This window comes from Pseudarthrobacter sp. H2 (genome assembly GCF_050157045.1).
Taxonomy (GTDB): Bacteria; Actinomycetota; Actinomycetes; order Actinomycetales; family Micrococcaceae; genus Arthrobacter.
The window spans coordinates 5,096,055-5,110,902 of sequence record NZ_CP189594.1 but is presented as its reverse complement, the minus strand read 5'-3'; the positions used below and the strand labels follow the sequence as shown (position 1 = coordinate 5,110,902).

General features: G+C 64.9%; 15 protein-coding genes and 1 pseudogene. 10 read left to right on the top strand and 6 right to left on the bottom strand.

Annotated elements, in window-relative coordinates; translation table 11 throughout:
- Positions 1 to 17: 17 nt before the first annotated feature.
- Complete coding sequence (locus tag ACQCSZ_RS23685) at positions 18 to 161, bottom strand: SDR family NAD(P)-dependent oxidoreductase (RefSeq protein WP_427006018.1); 144 nt, start codon at positions 159 to 161, stop codon at positions 18 to 20.
- 72 nt (positions 162 to 233) lie between these two features.
- Positions 234 to 2,024: an NAD(P)/FAD-dependent oxidoreductase gene (locus ACQCSZ_RS23680; RefSeq protein ID WP_427006017.1), complete on the bottom strand. Its 1,791-nt coding sequence runs from the start codon at positions 2,022 to 2,024 to the stop codon at positions 234 to 236.
- Between the two features lie 177 nt (positions 2,025 to 2,201).
- On the opposite strand from ACQCSZ_RS23680, the gene ACQCSZ_RS23675 reads away from it, so the two are divergent.
- The 5 genes from ACQCSZ_RS23675 (at position 2,202) to ACQCSZ_RS23655 (ending at position 6,935) form a co-directional block, all read left to right on the top strand.
- The gene (locus tag ACQCSZ_RS23675) at positions 2,202 to 3,509 is read left to right on the top strand and encodes a GAF domain-containing protein (RefSeq protein ID WP_427006016.1); all 1,308 of its coding nucleotides are present in this window, start codon (positions 2,202 to 2,204) and stop codon (positions 3,507 to 3,509) included.
- Between the two features lie 70 nt (positions 3,510 to 3,579).
- Positions 3,580 to 4,335: a cation:dicarboxylate symporter family transporter gene (locus tag ACQCSZ_RS23670; RefSeq protein ID WP_427008442.1), complete on the top strand. Its 756-nt coding sequence runs from the start codon at positions 3,580 to 3,582 to the stop codon at positions 4,333 to 4,335.
- Between the two features lie 103 nt (positions 4,336 to 4,438).
- Positions 4,439 to 5,530, top strand: coding sequence for a type I restriction endonuclease (locus tag ACQCSZ_RS23665; protein WP_427006015.1), 1,092 nt, complete (start codon positions 4,439 to 4,441; stop codon positions 5,528 to 5,530).
- A gap of 476 nt (positions 5,531 to 6,006) precedes the next feature.
- The gene (locus ACQCSZ_RS23660) at positions 6,007 to 6,210 is read left to right on the top strand and encodes a hypothetical protein (RefSeq protein WP_427006014.1); all 204 of its coding nucleotides are present in this window, start codon (positions 6,007 to 6,009) and stop codon (positions 6,208 to 6,210) included.
- A gap of 152 nt (positions 6,211 to 6,362) precedes the next feature.
- Positions 6,363 to 6,935, top strand: coding sequence for an MOSC domain-containing protein (locus ACQCSZ_RS23655; protein ID WP_427006013.1), 573 nt, complete (start codon positions 6,363 to 6,365; stop codon positions 6,933 to 6,935).
- Positions 6,936 to 7,298: 363 nt separating this feature from the next.
- Here ACQCSZ_RS23655 and ACQCSZ_RS23650 read toward each other — a convergent pair whose 3' ends face one another.
- Entirely contained in the window at positions 7,299 to 8,084 is a 786-nt protein-coding gene (locus ACQCSZ_RS23650) for an alpha/beta fold hydrolase (RefSeq protein ID WP_427006012.1), read from the bottom strand.
- Positions 8,085 to 8,122: 38 nt separating this feature from the next.
- On the opposite strand from ACQCSZ_RS23650, the pseudogene ACQCSZ_RS23645 reads away from it, so the two are divergent.
- From ACQCSZ_RS23645 to ACQCSZ_RS23635, 3 genes and pseudogenes are all read left to right on the top strand, one after another.
- Positions 8,123 to 9,318 (top strand): annotated as a pseudogene (locus ACQCSZ_RS23645) (winged helix DNA-binding domain-containing protein).
- A gap of 152 nt (positions 9,319 to 9,470) precedes the next feature.
- Positions 9,471 to 9,716: a hypothetical protein gene (locus ACQCSZ_RS23640; protein WP_427006011.1), complete on the top strand. Its 246-nt coding sequence runs from the start codon at positions 9,471 to 9,473 to the stop codon at positions 9,714 to 9,716.
- 85 nt (positions 9,717 to 9,801) lie between these two features.
- A complete protein-coding gene (locus ACQCSZ_RS23635; protein WP_427006010.1) occupies positions 9,802 to 10,392 on the top strand; it encodes a dihydrofolate reductase family protein in 591 nt (196 codons plus the stop codon).
- A gap of 283 nt (positions 10,393 to 10,675) precedes the next feature.
- On the opposite strand, the gene ACQCSZ_RS23630 is transcribed toward ACQCSZ_RS23635, so the two are convergent.
- The 3 genes from ACQCSZ_RS23630 to ACQCSZ_RS23620 form a co-directional block, all read right to left on the bottom strand.
- A complete protein-coding gene (locus ACQCSZ_RS23630) occupies positions 10,676 to 11,467 on the bottom strand; it encodes a GOLPH3/VPS74 family protein (RefSeq protein ID WP_427008441.1) in 792 nt (263 codons plus the stop codon).
- A 204-nt stretch (positions 11,468 to 11,671) separates the two neighbouring features.
- A complete protein-coding gene (locus tag ACQCSZ_RS23625; protein ID WP_427006009.1) occupies positions 11,672 to 12,070 on the bottom strand; it encodes a VOC family protein in 399 nt (132 codons plus the stop codon).
- 83 nt (positions 12,071 to 12,153) lie between these two features.
- Positions 12,154 to 12,498: a DUF3846 domain-containing protein gene (locus ACQCSZ_RS23620; protein ID WP_427006008.1), complete on the bottom strand. Its 345-nt coding sequence runs from the start codon at positions 12,496 to 12,498 to the stop codon at positions 12,154 to 12,156.
- Between the two features lie 531 nt (positions 12,499 to 13,029).
- On the opposite strand from ACQCSZ_RS23620, the gene ACQCSZ_RS23615 reads away from it, so the two are divergent.
- Both ACQCSZ_RS23615 and ACQCSZ_RS23610 read left to right on the top strand, forming a co-directional pair.
- The gene (locus tag ACQCSZ_RS23615) at positions 13,030 to 14,256 is read left to right on the top strand and encodes an NYN domain-containing protein (protein ID WP_427006007.1); all 1,227 of its coding nucleotides are present in this window, start codon (positions 13,030 to 13,032) and stop codon (positions 14,254 to 14,256) included.
- 101 nt (positions 14,257 to 14,357) lie between these two features.
- Positions 14,358 to 14,837 (top strand): NUDIX domain-containing protein, encoded by a 480-nt coding sequence (locus tag ACQCSZ_RS23610; RefSeq protein WP_427006006.1) that lies wholly within the window; start codon positions 14,358 to 14,360, stop codon positions 14,835 to 14,837.
- Positions 14,838 to 14,848 lie beyond the last annotated feature (11 nt).

Sequence of the window (14,848 nt, the reverse complement as noted above, 5' to 3'; positions counted from 1 at the left end):
TGCCGGCGTGTTGAAGTTCATCGAACTTTGCAGCGGCCGCCTGGATGCCCCAGATCCGCCACGGCAACGCTGAATCCGTCCCGGGCCAATCTCAGCGCTATACCCCGGCCGATCCCCTGGCCGGCGCCGGTGACGAGGGCTACTTTGTTTTGAACAGTCATGTTGTTGGCGTCCTTCAGGCAGGGCGACGGCCGGGCCATGTCGGCCCAGCCGTGGCCTGGTTTGGGTGGTGATCAGCGTGTGTGGTGCGATGCCTGAAGCTCATACACCGGTGTGGGCAGCCCCTCCATCCGGGCCTTGAGCTGCAGGGCCAGGTAGTTGGAATAGTGCCGGCTCTGGTGCAGGTTGCCGCCGTGGATCCAGAGGTTTTCCACGTTGGTGGGCTTCCACATGTTCCGCAGCTCCCCCTCCCACGGACCCGGGTCCTTGGGCGTCTCCGAGCCGAAGCCCCAGCACTTGCCTACCCTGTCAGCCACCTCGGGTGAGACGAGGTCCGCGAGCCAGCCGTTCATCGAGCCGTAGCCGGTGGCATAGATGATCACGTCGGCTTCCAGTTCGGTGCCGCCGTCCATGACCACGGCGTTGCCCGTGATCTTGCTGACCTGGCCGTTGGCGAGTTTCACGCGGCCGTCGATGATCAGCTGGGACGCGCCGACGTCGATGTAGTAGCCGGAGCCGCGCCGCAGGTACTTCAGGAACAGCCCCGAGCCGTCCACACCGAAGTCCAGCTCGAATCCCGCCGCTTCGAGCTGTGAGTAGAACCCGGCGTCGCGCTGTGCCATCTCCTGGTACACCGGGATCTGGGCTTCCGGCAGGATCCGGTACGGCAGGGAGGCAAACAGGAGGTCGGCCTTTTCGGTGGTGACGCCGTTGGCCAGCGCCTTCTCGGAATAGAGGTCGCCGAGGGCCAGGTCCATCAGCGACTCGCTGCGGGCGATGTGGGTGGAGGAGCGCTGGACCATGGTGACATCGGCCCCGTGCTCCCAAAGATCCGCGCAGATGTCGTGGGCCGAGTTGTTCGACCCGATCACCACGGCCTTCTTGCCGGTCCAGTCTCCGCCGCCCGGGTGCTTGGACGAGTGGTACTGGTGCCCCAGGAAGCTCTCCGCGCCGTCGAACGTTGGCACGTTGGGGTAACCCGAGACGCCCAGGGCGAAGACGAGCTGCTTGGGACGCAAGGTGACCGGTTCGCCGTCGCGGATGACCTGGACGATCCATTCCTGGGCGTCCTCGTCGTAGCGGGCGTTGGTGCATTCGGTGCTGGACCAGTAGTTCAGCTCCATGATGCGGGTGTAATGCTCCAGCCAGTCGCCGATCTTGTCCTTGGCCGCGAAGACGGGCCAGTCCTCCGGGAACTTCAGGTACGGCAGGTGGTCGTACCAGACGGGGTCGTGCAGGTGCAGGGACTTGTAGCGGTTGCGCCAGGAGTCGCCGGGCTTTTCGTTCTTCTCGATGATGAGCGTGGGCACGCCGAGCCGGCGCAGCCGGGCGCCGAGGCCGATGCCGCCCTGCCCGCCCCCGATGATCACCGTGTAGGGCTGGTCCTCGTAGCCGAGCCTGGCTTCCTGCTCCTCCTTCAGCTCCAGCCAGGACTTGCGGCCCTTGCTGATGTGGTGGGCCACGCCCTTCTCACGGTTGGCACCCTTCTTCTCCTCGAAGCCCTTGAGCTCCTGCATGGTGGTGAGCAGGGTCCAGCATTTGCCGTTGCGCAGGCGCAGATGTGCGTAGCCGCGGGCCTGCGAGGTCTCGAAGTTGACCCAGGCCTCGGTGCTGGCGGCGTCCCCGGTGGCGTCCTCGGCCAGGGTCCAGTTGGACGGCTGGATATCCTCCAGCATGGCGTCCAGCATGCTCCTGATCTGGTCCTTGCCCTCAAGCGTCTTCAGATTCCAGGTGAAGGATACGAAGTCGCGCCAATACGATCCGTCCTCGAACAATTCCAGTGCGGCCCCGGTGTTGTGGCTGCGCAGCGCGTCGTCGAACTGCGCCAGCCACGCCTCGGCTATGCCGTTTGCGGTCTCAGGCATGTCTCCTCTTTCCATTGCTGACGATGAGCCATTTCCCGGTTCCGTATCAGCCGCCCGGATGGTGACTCGCATCACAAGTAAATGCCGCGGGGGGTTACAATCGGGTTACACGGGCCTCCCCCTTTCCTGTGGGGCTATTCGGGCAGATCGATTCGACGGCAAGTTGGGAGTAGACGCATGCGGCACGCGTTGGCGCCCGATCCCGGGCTCCGTTTCTCCTCTCCCCTGGAATACGCCAGGACACTCCGCACCGCACAGGAGGCCACGCTGGCCGGCTCGCCGGATCCGGCGTTCCCGCCGTCGCTGCTTGAGTCGTGGCGCCGCTCCCTCGCTCTGGGCATCAATCCCGAGCGGCACAGTCCGGTGCATCTGCATGAGGTTTCCGAAGCCCGCTCTTTGGGCGCCGGACACCGCCTGGCATCCGTGGTTCCGGCTTTGTCCCAGATGCTCGCCGATGAGTCCGCCGCCGGCCGCCACCTGCTGATCGTCACCGACCATCAGGGCGAGGTGCTGTGGCGGGTCGGCAGCGGGTCCGCGTTGCGGCAGGCCGACTCCTTGGAGTTCGTTGAAGGTGCCGACTGGTCCGAGTCCGGTATCGGCACCAACGCCATCAGCGAAGCGCTTGTTACCGGAGGCCCGGCCCAGTTGTTTTCGGCCGAGCACCTGGTGCGGACACACCACGACTGGGCATGCACCGCCGCCCCGATCCGTGACCCGTTCAGCGGGGAAATCGTCGGCGTGCTGGATGTTTCCGGGCCGATCGATACCGTGACGCCGGACAGCCTGCGCATGGTGCGTTGCGGCGTGCGGCTGGCCGAAGAGCTGCTGCGGTCCGCGGGCCCGACGGCGGCAGCGGGTCCGCGTGCCGCCGTCGGGCTTTCCCGTCCCGGCACCGCCTCTACGCTGGTCCTGCGGCTGCTCGGCGACAAGCCGACGGCAGAGCTCGACGGCGGCCGTGGCGTTCCGATCACGCTGCGCCGAGCCGAAATACTGGCCTTGCTGGCCTCCCGGACGCAAGGCTGGAGCGCCGAAGAGCTGGCCTACCAGCTGCACGGCGAAGACGGAGCGACCGCGACAATCCGGACGGAGATGCACCGGATCCGTGCGGTGCTGGGTGCCGTGGTGGAACCCAATCCGTACCGTTTTGCCGCTGGTGTGCGTGTGGTGTCCGACGCCGACGTAGTCGCCGGGCATTTGCGGGCCGGCCGCCTCGGAGAAGCGTTGGCCGCGTACCCGGCCCGCTTGCTCAATCGCTCGACGAATCTGACCGTGGAGCTCATGCGTGACGAATTGAATGAGGCTGTTGCAGCCTCGGTCCGTTCAAGCGGAGACGCCGAGGTGATCTCACGTTGGTGCGCCAGCGACATGGGCTCGGGCGACATAGCGGCCGCTGCCGCACTGGCAAGATTGACCGGTCCCGGGGACGCGCGTTTCCAGTTGGTGCGGGCTCGAATGGAACGGATTGATCGGGAGCTGCGGGCGTAGGCTCGGCGGTGGAGCCGGCATGGTGGTGTGGCCGAGTTTGCGGGTCTGATGCGGGTCCCGCGCAGGACGCCTGGGGCCCGTCCCTGGCGGTCGGTCCGGACTCGTCGTCCCCACCGGGTACAGCTTCAACCTCGACGGCGCCGCCATCTACCTTTCGCTGGCCGCCGTCTACATCGCCCAGGCCACCAACACCGAGTTGAGCATCGGCCAGCAGCTGGGCCTCATCGCCGTCATGCTGCTCACCTCCAAGGGTGCGGCCGGCGTCGCCGGCGGCGGCTTCATCGCCCTGACCGCCACACTGGCCACTTTGGGAACCATCCCGGCCGCCGGCATCACGCTCATCTTCGGCATCGACAAGTTCATGTCCGAATGCCGGGCCCTGGTGAACTTCACCGGCAACGCCGTCGCCACCCTGCTCGTCTACGCCGGCGCGCTGGCCGTGCTCGATGCGGAGGAGAATGCGGCCGGTTCCAACATCACGAATTTCGAGGATGCTCTCTGGTGGGCAATGACGACCATCACCACCGTCGGTTACGGCGACCATTTCCCGGTGACCTTGCTGGGTCGGCTGGTGGCCGCGGGGTTGATGATCGGAGGGATCGCTGTGCTCGGCGTCGTTACGGCCTCGGTGGCAGCCTGGCTTGTGGAGAACGTTGCGGTCGAGACCGCGGCCGACGTCGAGGCGAAGGAGGAGCCCCTCCGGCTGGAAATTGCCCGGCTCGCCCGCCAGATTGAACAGCTGAGCGCGCAACTGCCCGAGCGTGCAACCCACGAAGACAATGGATCAGCCCCGGATCTTGCCGCTTCCGATAAAGCCCCGCGGTGATTGCCTGCGCCGGATACTGAAGCTGACACGAACTGGATGCATCGCATTGTCAAACCGCTGGACTACGGTTGGCAGCACCAGCAATTTTTCTTCAGGGGGACAAATGGAATTTGCCGAAAAACTCTCAGCTCTGGCAGCAAAGGTGCGCCAGCAGCGAGGGGTGATTCAGACCGAAGAGGCAACCAAGAATGCCTTCGTCATGCCGTTCATTTCCACCATTCTCGGCTACGACGTCTTCAACCCGATGGAGGTGGTTCCCGAGTTCATTGCGGATGTGGGCCTCAAGAAGGGCGAGAAGGTCGACTACGCCATCGTCAAAGACGGCGAGATCCAAATCCTGATCGAGTGCAAGAAATCGACGGAGCCGGTAAAGATCGAGCATGCGTCCCAGCTGTTCCGCTACTTCGCGGTGACGAATGCCAGGATCGCGATCCTGACCAATGGTGAGATCTACCAGTTCTTCACCGACCTGGACGCACCCAACCGAATGGATGCGAAGCCGTTCCTGGTTCTGGACCTGAACGACATCGACGAGTCGCTCATCCCGGAGCTCGAGAAATTGTCCAAGGACGTCTTCGACCTCGATTCCATCATCAACGCCGCGGGCGAGCTGAAGTACATCGGCGAGCTCAAGCGGACGCTGGCCGCGCAGTTCAAGGACCCCGAGGACGAATGGGTCAAATTCCTGACGGCCCGCGTGTACACCGGCGCCTACACTCAAAAGGTCCGCGAGCAGTTCACGGCACTGGTGGCCAAGGCGTCGAAGCAGTTCCTCAACGACCAGGTCAACGAGCGGCTCAAGAAGGCCCTCGGGGCGCCGGGCTTCCCCCAGAACGACGACGCGGCCGCAGCGGCAACGGTCACCAGCGCACCGGTCGCCGAAGCTGACCTCGCGGACCCGGACGGCATCGAAACGACCCTTGAAGAAATCGAGGGCTACCAGATCGTCCGCGCCATCGTCTGCAGCGAGGTCAAGCCGTCGCGCGTCGCCCAGCGGGATGCCAAGTCATACTTCGCGGTGCTCCTCGACGACAACAACCGCAAGCCGATTGCCCGGCTGCACTTCAACCGCACCCAGAAATACATCGGGATCTTCGGCGCCGACAAAGAGGAAACCCGGGTACCGATCAGCTCTTTGGAAGAGATCTACGAACACACCGAGGCACTCCGCGCGAGCGTCAAGAGCTACCTGTGAGCGAAGTCGACGAGGCTGACCGCAGGACATGCCGCTGTTTTCGAGATGACGCGTCTGCGTTCACCCCAATGTGAGCCTGCGTCTGCCTGAAGGACAGAGGACGACGGCGGGAGCGTCCGCCGTCGTCCTCTCCCATCCCAGCGCCGTGAGTTGCCGACTGATGCCGCCCCGCACCTGTGATGAGATTCACCCGCAATAATCGCCATCTCGCTTGAGACGTTCGCACCGTCCCATGCACTATGGAAAGGCACGGCGGGACGGATCGTCCCGGCGGGCAGCCCCGACGTCCACCACGACGCTAAGCGTACGCAGTGGATCAGCGGCACAAGTTTTACCCATCCTGGTGGACGCAATGAGGCCAAACCGGTGAGCTCGCAGAGCTGCCCAAAGGTCACAGGCGTTCCTGGATTGGACCTACCGCGGCTCCGCATCGGTGCGGCAGCCGGACATCCGGATTCATGAATGGAAGCTGAACAATGACGTTTGAAACCGCGAACTCTGTAACCCACAAGCTCTGGGACCGCTCCACGATGCACCACGACCTGGACGCCCTGGTCCACGACCTCTCGGTCCGGCACAACACCGCCAAGAGCAACATCGCCGTCCACGCCAGCGGGCCGAACACCTTCACGCTCAGCCTGAACCACGGCGAAGCCAACCTCGAGACGGTCAACCTGTAGCAACACCAACAGTCGACGGCGGGAGGTAACCCCTCCCGCCGTCGTCCTTGGCTGTAAGCCCCGCCGTCGCCGTTTGAATCTTGGGACCGCCCGATATTCAGCCGTGGATGCTCCATGACGGTTGGGCCTGCACGAGACGATAGTTTTGTGGGATGACGGCCAGCTACAGGTATGACGTGGAGGTCCTGCATCTCCTGGTGTCGCCGGCGCACGCTTACTTCGGCCGCGCACGCGAGGGCGCAGCCGACATCCCCACCACAGATGCCGGGCAAGTGGAGCTGGTGGCCGGCAAGGGAATCGTCGGTGATCGGTTCTTCGGCAAGGCCGCGCACATGGATGCCGCAGTCACCGCGTTCGCGATCGAGGCTCTCGAAGCCATCGCCGCGGAGCTGGGAACGGCACCCCTTGACCCGCTCCTGACGCGTCGCAACGTGGTCCTCAGAGGAGCCCACCTGGCACCGCTGCTCGGACACGACTTCGCGCTGGAATCCCGCGGGGACCTGGTGCGGCTCAGGGCCGGGCGGCCTGCCCATCCTTGTGTCTGGATGGATGAGATGCTCGCCCCGGGTGCCCACAAAGCCATGCGCGGGCGGGGCGGCGTGCGGTGCCAGGTGCTTTCCGACGGCGTCCTGCACCGCGGACCGGCAGTGCTGATCAGCCCCGTGCCGCTCGACCCCGAACGCGCAGGCGACGCGACCCTGTTGCGGGCATCGCGGCTGCCCTAGCCTGACGCGGCCCCTCGCAGATCAGACGTGCTGGTCGACCAGCACCGGGTTGCCATCCGGATCCAGGACGATAAAGCTCGCCGGGCCCGTCGTGCCCTCGTCTGCCTCGGAAACGAACTCCGTGCCCGTGGCTTTCAGTTCCCGCTGGAGGTCACATCCGTGAACGGGTCCACCGCCTCCGCGGCCGCGATGTCCTTGACGGTGAGGCTGATCGAAAAAGTGCCGAGCTGCATGATTTACTCGACTCTCCGGGGGACGGATCGTACCGATGATACCCGCGGCCAACCGCCGTCGGAGCCGCGGGACGGGCCGGCCTCGCGGGCGAAGTTAAAGGACGACGGCGGGCGGCCCCGCCGTCGTCCGCTAATCGCCGAGGAAGCGCAGCAGGAACGGGACGGTGGCGTGCATCGTCCACAGGTCCCCGCCGCTGGCGGCCTGCTCGCCGAGGTAGTCACCATGGCCGCCGGGGACGATCAGCAGGCGGGCGCCCGGGATGACGCTGGCCATCCGCGCGGCATATTCGGCGGTGACAACGTCGCGGTCGGCGCTCACCACCAGCGTGGAGGCCGTGATGGTGCCCAGCTCTTCGTCGGACCATCCGGCGAAGGCCAGGATGCGCCGGCTGTCCAGCTCGAAGAGGCGCTCCAAGTGGCCAGGTGCCGGGTTGAGACGGCGGTCGGCGTCCTTGTAGGTGTCAGGCTCGTCATCAAGAGTGGCCTTCGCAATGCGGTCCCAGAACTCATCCGGCACGGAATCGCGGCTCGCAAAGGTGGAGGCCGCAATGAGGCGCCGCACAGCGGCGGGACGCCCGAGTGCCAGCGCGATGGCGGTATGGCCGCCGGCACTGAAGCCCAGCACATCCACAGTTTCTACGTTGAGCTGGTCCAAGACAGCGAGGATGTCGCCGGCGGAGTTCTCGGCCGTCAGGGGGCGGCTGGTGGGCTGCGTGCGGCCGTGGCCCTCCTCCTCAACGGCAATCACCCGGCGCTGTTCGGCCAGCAGCGGGATGAGTTCGCCGAAGTTGGTGCCGATCGTGGAGCCGCCGCCCGGGATGAGGAGCAGCGGCGGCTGGCCGGGCACCGCCCGCCCGTGGACCTCGTAGTACATGCGAAGGCCGTGGTTGTCCGCGTAGCCGTGGGTGAAGGTCACACGGCATCCTAACCTCGGCTGGCGGGCGGCGATAGTATGTGCCAGTGGCTGACAGGGTTTCGAAGCGCGACGTCATCGCGTTTCGTCTGGGCGCCCACCACCTCACCGAACGGTTGGGCGAAGGCGGGCTGCTGGACGCGGCCGGCCGGTGCGGGATTCAGAACAGCCCGCCCGGGTCGGCGTTGCTTGCCCTGCACGCCAGGGTGCGAAACCTCACGCAGGAACAGCTGGCCCACGCAGTCGCCGAGGAGAAGAGCCTGCTGCAGACCTGGTGCATGCGCGGCTCGCCGTTCTACTTCCCGGCGTCGGACGCACCGGTATTCACCACCGGCTTGCTACCGCCGACAGAGGAGGCGATGCGCCATTTCGTTCTTGGCGTGGAGCAGGCGTTGGACAAACTCGACATGAGCCTCGTCGAGACGGTCGGGCTGACCGGCGCCGAGATCGGTGACGTGCTGTCCGGGCGCAGGCTCGCCATCAACGAGCTGGGCGCGGAGATCGCCACGCGGATTGCCCGCAGGCTGCCGAAGCGACAACGCGGCATCTGGGCGGAAGAAGGTCCCTACGCCCCGGGGCAACCGCTCGGTGAAGGTGTCGTACACTTCTGCGTCCGCATCCTCACGTTGCAGCGGGTGGTCTGCTTCGCGCCGCGCGCCGGAAACAAAGCACCGTTCGTCCTGGTCTACGAGTGGCTTGGCCTTCCGATTCCGGACATCGGCCCGGAGCTCGCGCGCGCCGAACTGCTTCGCCGCTATCTGCGCTGCTACGGACCGTCGACACGCGGAGGCTTCGCCGCGTGGGCGGGGATCCATGCCGGTGACACCGACCCCTGGTGGAGCTTGGTCGAGGACGAGCTGACGCAGGTCGAGTTCGGCGGCACGTCATGGATCCTCACCGAGGATCTCGACGCACTGCGGTCGGCACCGATGCCGAAAGGGGTGCGCCTTCTCCCGCCACGTGACCCCTATACCAGATGCGCGACCGCGAAACGATCGTCGACAAGAAGTTCCACCGGGAAGTGTGGAAGACGGTCGGCGAACCGGGCACGGTCCTCGCAGGCGGCAAAATCACCGGCACATGGCGTCCACGCAAGAGCGGCCGGAAGCTGACCATCACCGTCAAGACGTTCGGCTCGCTGCCGGATCGGGACAAGAAGTCGCTACAAGGTGAGGCCGAGCAGGTCGTGCCGTTGCGAGGCGCGTCGTCCGTGGACGTCGAGTTCGACACCTATTGAACCTCCTCGCCACGAGCGCCCGCGTGATCGCGGGGGGTCGGGATTCCGGAGTGAGGAACCCTTTGGGATGCAATTGGTCCGGCCAAGCCCCTGGTCGGATGAGCGGGGCGCCACTCGGGCGGGTTCCGTTGGCATGCAGCTCTGCGCAGTAGGTGACTGATGACATCTGCAACGCCCTGATGAACCAAGAAGCAGGTTCACACCGAGCGGACGACGCCGGGACCGCCCGCCGCCGTCCGCCGGCGCTTGGTGCCGCTCCCCTGCAGCGCCGACCAGCCGCCGTCGGACGCGAGGCCGAGATGTGGGGCACCTCGCCGGATGTTTCCGAGCCGGACCGGGCGATGTTCGAAACCGCTGTCATCGAAGTTGCGGCCAATCGTCCGGCACGGTTCCGATGAGGGCGGCACGGTCTGCAACCTCATCCTCGACAGCTACTGGACGCTCAGCCGGACCCGAACCGCCGAGTGGTGACATGATGGGCGCATGAGCCGAGTCACGTGCGATCTGACCATCTCCCTCGACGGATTCGCCGCCGGCCCGAACCAAAGCCTGGCGGAGCCCCTGGGCGAGGGCGGAGAACGCCTGCACAGGTGGCAGTTCGAAGAACCCGAGTCCAACGCAGCCGAGCTCGAAGGCATCCTTGCGGCCGGCGCCTACATCATGGGACGGAACATGTTCGCAGGGCCCGGAGCGTGGGATGAGGAATGGCGGGGATGGTGGGGTGAGGAACCGCCCTATCACGCACCCGTGTTCGTTCTCACCCATCATCCACGCGAGCCTCTGGAGATGCAGGGCGGCACCACGTTCAACTTCGTGACCGATGGGATCGAATCCGCGCTGGCCCAGGCACGGAAGGTCGCTGGCAGCAAGGACGTGGCCATTGCCGGAGGAGCGCAGACCGTCCGCCAATACCTTTCGGCGGGGCTGATCGACGAGCTGCGGCTCCACATCGCGCCCATCGTCCTGGGAGCGGGCGAGCGGCTGCTGGACGGCGTCGCGAACCTCAAGCTTGAGCCGACGGAAGTGAGCGGTACCCGCCTCGTCACCCACGTGCGCTATCGGGTAATCCCCTGAAAAGCTGACGCTCAAGGGAGCGGATCGAATCAGGCGCGGCGTGCCTGGAAGGGGCTGATCATTGAGGCTGCCACGAGCAGGAGAACAGCGATGAATCCGTTGCTGACGACGGTCATCGCTGCCGGTGCCGTGGCATTCGCGTACCGGGAGATGGCCGATAGCGTTGTGGAGTCCCGCGACTTCGTGGCACTCCCGGCGATCGAGGCTCAGGCGCTGGGCCGGCGGCGGGCTCCTGGAGTCTACGCAGACCGACTTCTCCCGTGCCTAGCGATTTCAGGCAGCCTCATAAGGTTGGGGCTTCTTGCTGCGCCAGTCTGATCATGCGCAGTTCGTCCTCCACCGCGCGGGAAGGCCAATAGTCTTTCGCCAGCTCACTTGCCCGGATTTTATCTGCTGCCGGGAAGAGCTTGCCGAGCAGCCCTGCCGCCTGAAGCAGGGCGATCAGCGCTGTGGTCCTGGCATCGGCCGCCTTGGCATCAGGCTTCGCGGCAACGGGCGCCGTGGAATCAGCCGCCCCGGCATCGGCCGTCCCGGCATCGGGCGCCGTGGACTCAGACGCTCCCGCATCGGGCGTCCCGGCATCGGTCGTCCTGGCATCTGGCTTCGCGGGTTCCGACGGCGCACCGCTGAGTGCGGCCTGGATCTTTTGCAGGATCGCAGCCTCCGGACCGTGATCCTTCTCCGGGTACCGCGTGGACTTGAACAGACCCAGGTGCTTTTCGCCGACATGTTCCACGATGCCCAGTGACGCCATCCCCTCGAAGACACGCTGCACTTCGGCGCGGCCCTCCAGCATCGAGACCCACCGCTTGGGACTGTGGGGCCGTGATTTGCCACGGATGAGCTCCAGCTCGTGCCGGAAGTCCGTTTGCGGGGCGGTTCCGGTAGCCCTGACACGCTTCCCCTGCAGCCCGATTGCACCGATCAGGTCCAGCTCGGCCAATATTGCCCCTGCCAAAGTTGTCCTGAGTGCGTACACCGGCACTTCAGGTTTGCCGTCTTTGTCGTTCGTTGCCAGCAGGAGGAATGCCTGGGGAAGGCTCAGCTCCGCCGCCTTAGGTTTTTCAGCATCCATACCATCATGGTGGCGCAGTTGGGCAGCCACCACAATGAGGACTACAAGCGTCTACGTCGGCATCTACATTGCCCTGCCGCTGGCCGACCGCTTCTCCAAGATTGCGGCAGCAGTGCGCGGACGACGGCGGGACCTCCCGCCGTCGTCCGCCTGCGTTTGGCATGGTGCTTACAGGGCACTTAGCCTGACGGGGCCCCTCGCAGATCAGACGTGCTGGTCAACGAGCACCGGGTTGCCATCCGGATCCAGGACGATAAAGCTCGCCGGCCCCGTCGTTTCCTCGTCTGCCTCGGAAAGGAACTCCGTGCCTTTGGCCTTCAGTTCCCGCTGGAGATCGCGCACATCCGTGAACGGGTCCACCGCCTCCGCGTTCTGGTTCCAGCCCGGGTTGAACGTGAGCATGTTCATCTCAAACATCCCCTGGAAGAGGCCGATGACGGTGTCACCGTTCTTCAGAATCAACCAGTTCTGCGTAATGTCGCCCCCGAGGCTGCTGAAGCCAAGTTTCTCGTAGAACGCAGCAGAAGCCGCGATGTCCTTGACTGTGAGGCTGATCGAAAAGTCCTTGACTGTGAGGCTGATCGAAAAAGCGCCGAGCTGCATGCGGTACTCTCCGGGGGACGGATCTTACCGATGATACCCGCGGCTTTTCAGTCGGAGCCGCGGGACGGGCCACGCCGGGGTGGTCAGGCGGCCAGCGGCAAGTCGAAAAGCTGCTCGGCAAGCCGGATTAAGTGGCGGGGAGCGTCGGATTCATCTCCGCGGCTTCCGTGTCCGAGGAACACCGCCGTTCCGTTGAAAGCGTCGTCGAGATAGACGCCGGCTTCGCGGATGAGCACTTCGGCTCTGACATTCTGGGGCAGGCGGTTGCCCTCGTCGTTCAGGTATACATGCCAGTCTCTGCTGGTGATGGATTCAAAGTTTCCTGCAACCAGTTTCTGCAGGGCTGGCATGTCCGTGTCCACGGTTTCGATGCGCACCGGTTGAGTGAGGTGGGCCGGGACGATCAGGGCGTTGTAGGTGGTGTTCATGGTCTTGTCCTTGTGACTGAAACGAATGGCGTGCGGTCCCGGTGGCGGCCGCGCGGCGCGGCGGGAGTGGGGCGGGGCAGCCGATTGGGGCTCGGAGTCTCGAATTCGGCTGCCGCGGCATGTTAGCGCTGGTTTTTGCGCGGCTTTACGAACTGAATTTCACTAGTTTCGCTTTTAGCTCTTTTATCGGCTCTCTTTTCGAGAATCGATTTTCCCGCTTTTTTGGCACTGACGCTCCTGGGCGATTTTCCTGACAACGGAATCACACACCTTTCTATGCTTTGTGTCTACCCGATACCATACACACTTATATTTTTTATGCCAGTCCCTCGAAAAGGCACCACAATCGGAAAATTAATTTCCGCTTGCTGAATTGCATCCCGCACAAATTCTGCCTGGACGGGCGCCGGACACACGACGACGGCGCTCCCTCCCGCCGTCGCCCGTTGAAGCTTGGGAGGCCTCGCCGCCGTCTGGCGTGTCGCAGCCGGAGCGGTCGCGGGTACGCCACGTTGCTGGCACACTGGGCCAATGAACGAGGCGCTCTCCCCCTCCCGAAAGCCCGGCATCCGCGCTGCGATGTTTGTTGATTTCGACAATGTCTTCACCGGCCTGCAGGCACTGGATCCGCTGGCGGCGAAGCGGTTTGCCGAGGACCCCAAGCACTGGGCTGACGCGTTGTCAGCGGGAGGTTCCGGAGAGGACGCCCGTCGCTTCCTGATCCGCAACTGCTACCTGAACCCGGTTGTGTACTCGAAGTACCGGACGTACTGGACCCGCGCCGGTTTCCGCGTGATCGACTGCCCGTCGCTGACGCAGCGGGGCAAGAGCAGCACGGACATCAATCTGGTGCTTGATGCAGTGGACGCGCTGTCCGGCAGCGTCGGCATCGAAGAGTTCTTCATCGCCTCGGCCGATGCCGATTTCACGTCCCTGATCCAGCGGTTCCGGGCCGCTGACCGGATGACCACAGTCATCGCAGCCGGCGCCGTGGCCTTCGCCTATCGGGAGATGGCCGACCATGTGGTGGAGTCCCACGACTTCGTCGCGATCCTCAACGGCACTGCTGTGGAGCCGGTTCATGCGGCGGCGCCCGGGAAGCAGCAGAACGCAGCCACGACGAAAACCAAGGCCACCTCGCCCGCGATCCGTGAGGTCCTCGAGTTCGTCCGCACCGCTCCGGGACCGGTGGTCGGGGCCATGGTGGCCCACCGGGCACTCACGGCGGACCCTTCCCTGAAGACGGACTGGGGCGGCTGCGGAAAGTTCGGGACCTGGGTGTCCCAGATCGGCCAGGGCGTCGAATATTCCCCGGCACAGGGAGGCTGGGTCTGGGACGCGAAGCGGTTCTCAAGCGAGGATCTTCCAGCGCCGACTGACCGCCAGCCCGGCATCGAGGAGCAGGTCACCAGGGTCACGGACGTGCCGGCACTTTCTGCAGCCCAGTTCCGGCAGATGTTCCAAGCCATGGAGGCCAGGCTTCGCGAGCATCCGCTCAACCGCACCGAGCTGTCCCGGCTGGTGCGGGATGACTGCGTCAGCGCGGGCCAGCCGGTCTCCCGCAACGCCGTGAGTTTTGTCCTTCAGGGCCTGGCCTACGTCAATTTCCAGCTCAATGACGAGGCGACGGCGGAAGGCCTGGCCGCAGCGTGGACCGCAAACGTGGAGGAACTCTGCCGGGTGGCGCTGCTGGAGTTCGACGCCGCAGAGAAGCTCGCCGTACGGCGCTGGGCGAGCGGCGGACTACTGGACGCCTGACCTGCGACATTTCCCAGGCCAGCCACACTCTGGCAGTTCCCAAACGTCCGTTTCTCTCGTTTCGCCAGTACCCGCTGGTTACCCTGAGCGTGGGAGGGAAAATGACAGTTCGGAGCGCAGGCATTCTGCTGTACCGCCGGAGCCATGCATCGGAATTGGAGGTGTGGATAGCGCACATGGGCGGACCCTTCTGGGCCAACAAAGACGCCCGCGCCTGGTCCATTCCCAAAGGGGAGTACACCCAAAACGAGGATCCTCTGGCGGCCGCGCATCGCGAGTTCGCCGAGGAGATGGGCACTCCTGCACCCGCCGTCGACTACATTCTGCTGGGCGCCTTCCGGCAACCCTCGGGCAAGGTCATCACCGTCTTCACGGCCGAGTCGGCATTTGACCCCGAACGAATCGTGAGCAACGCCTTTGAACTGGAATGGCCGAGGGGCTCCGGCATAGTCCGGAGCTACCCTGAGATCGACGACGCCTCCTGGGTCAGTGAGCCCGAAGCCCGCATCAAACTGGTAAGCGGCCAACTGCCAATCCTCGACGCCCTCGTCCAGCACCTCCTCAACCAGTCCCGAGCTTGACCAAACGCAGC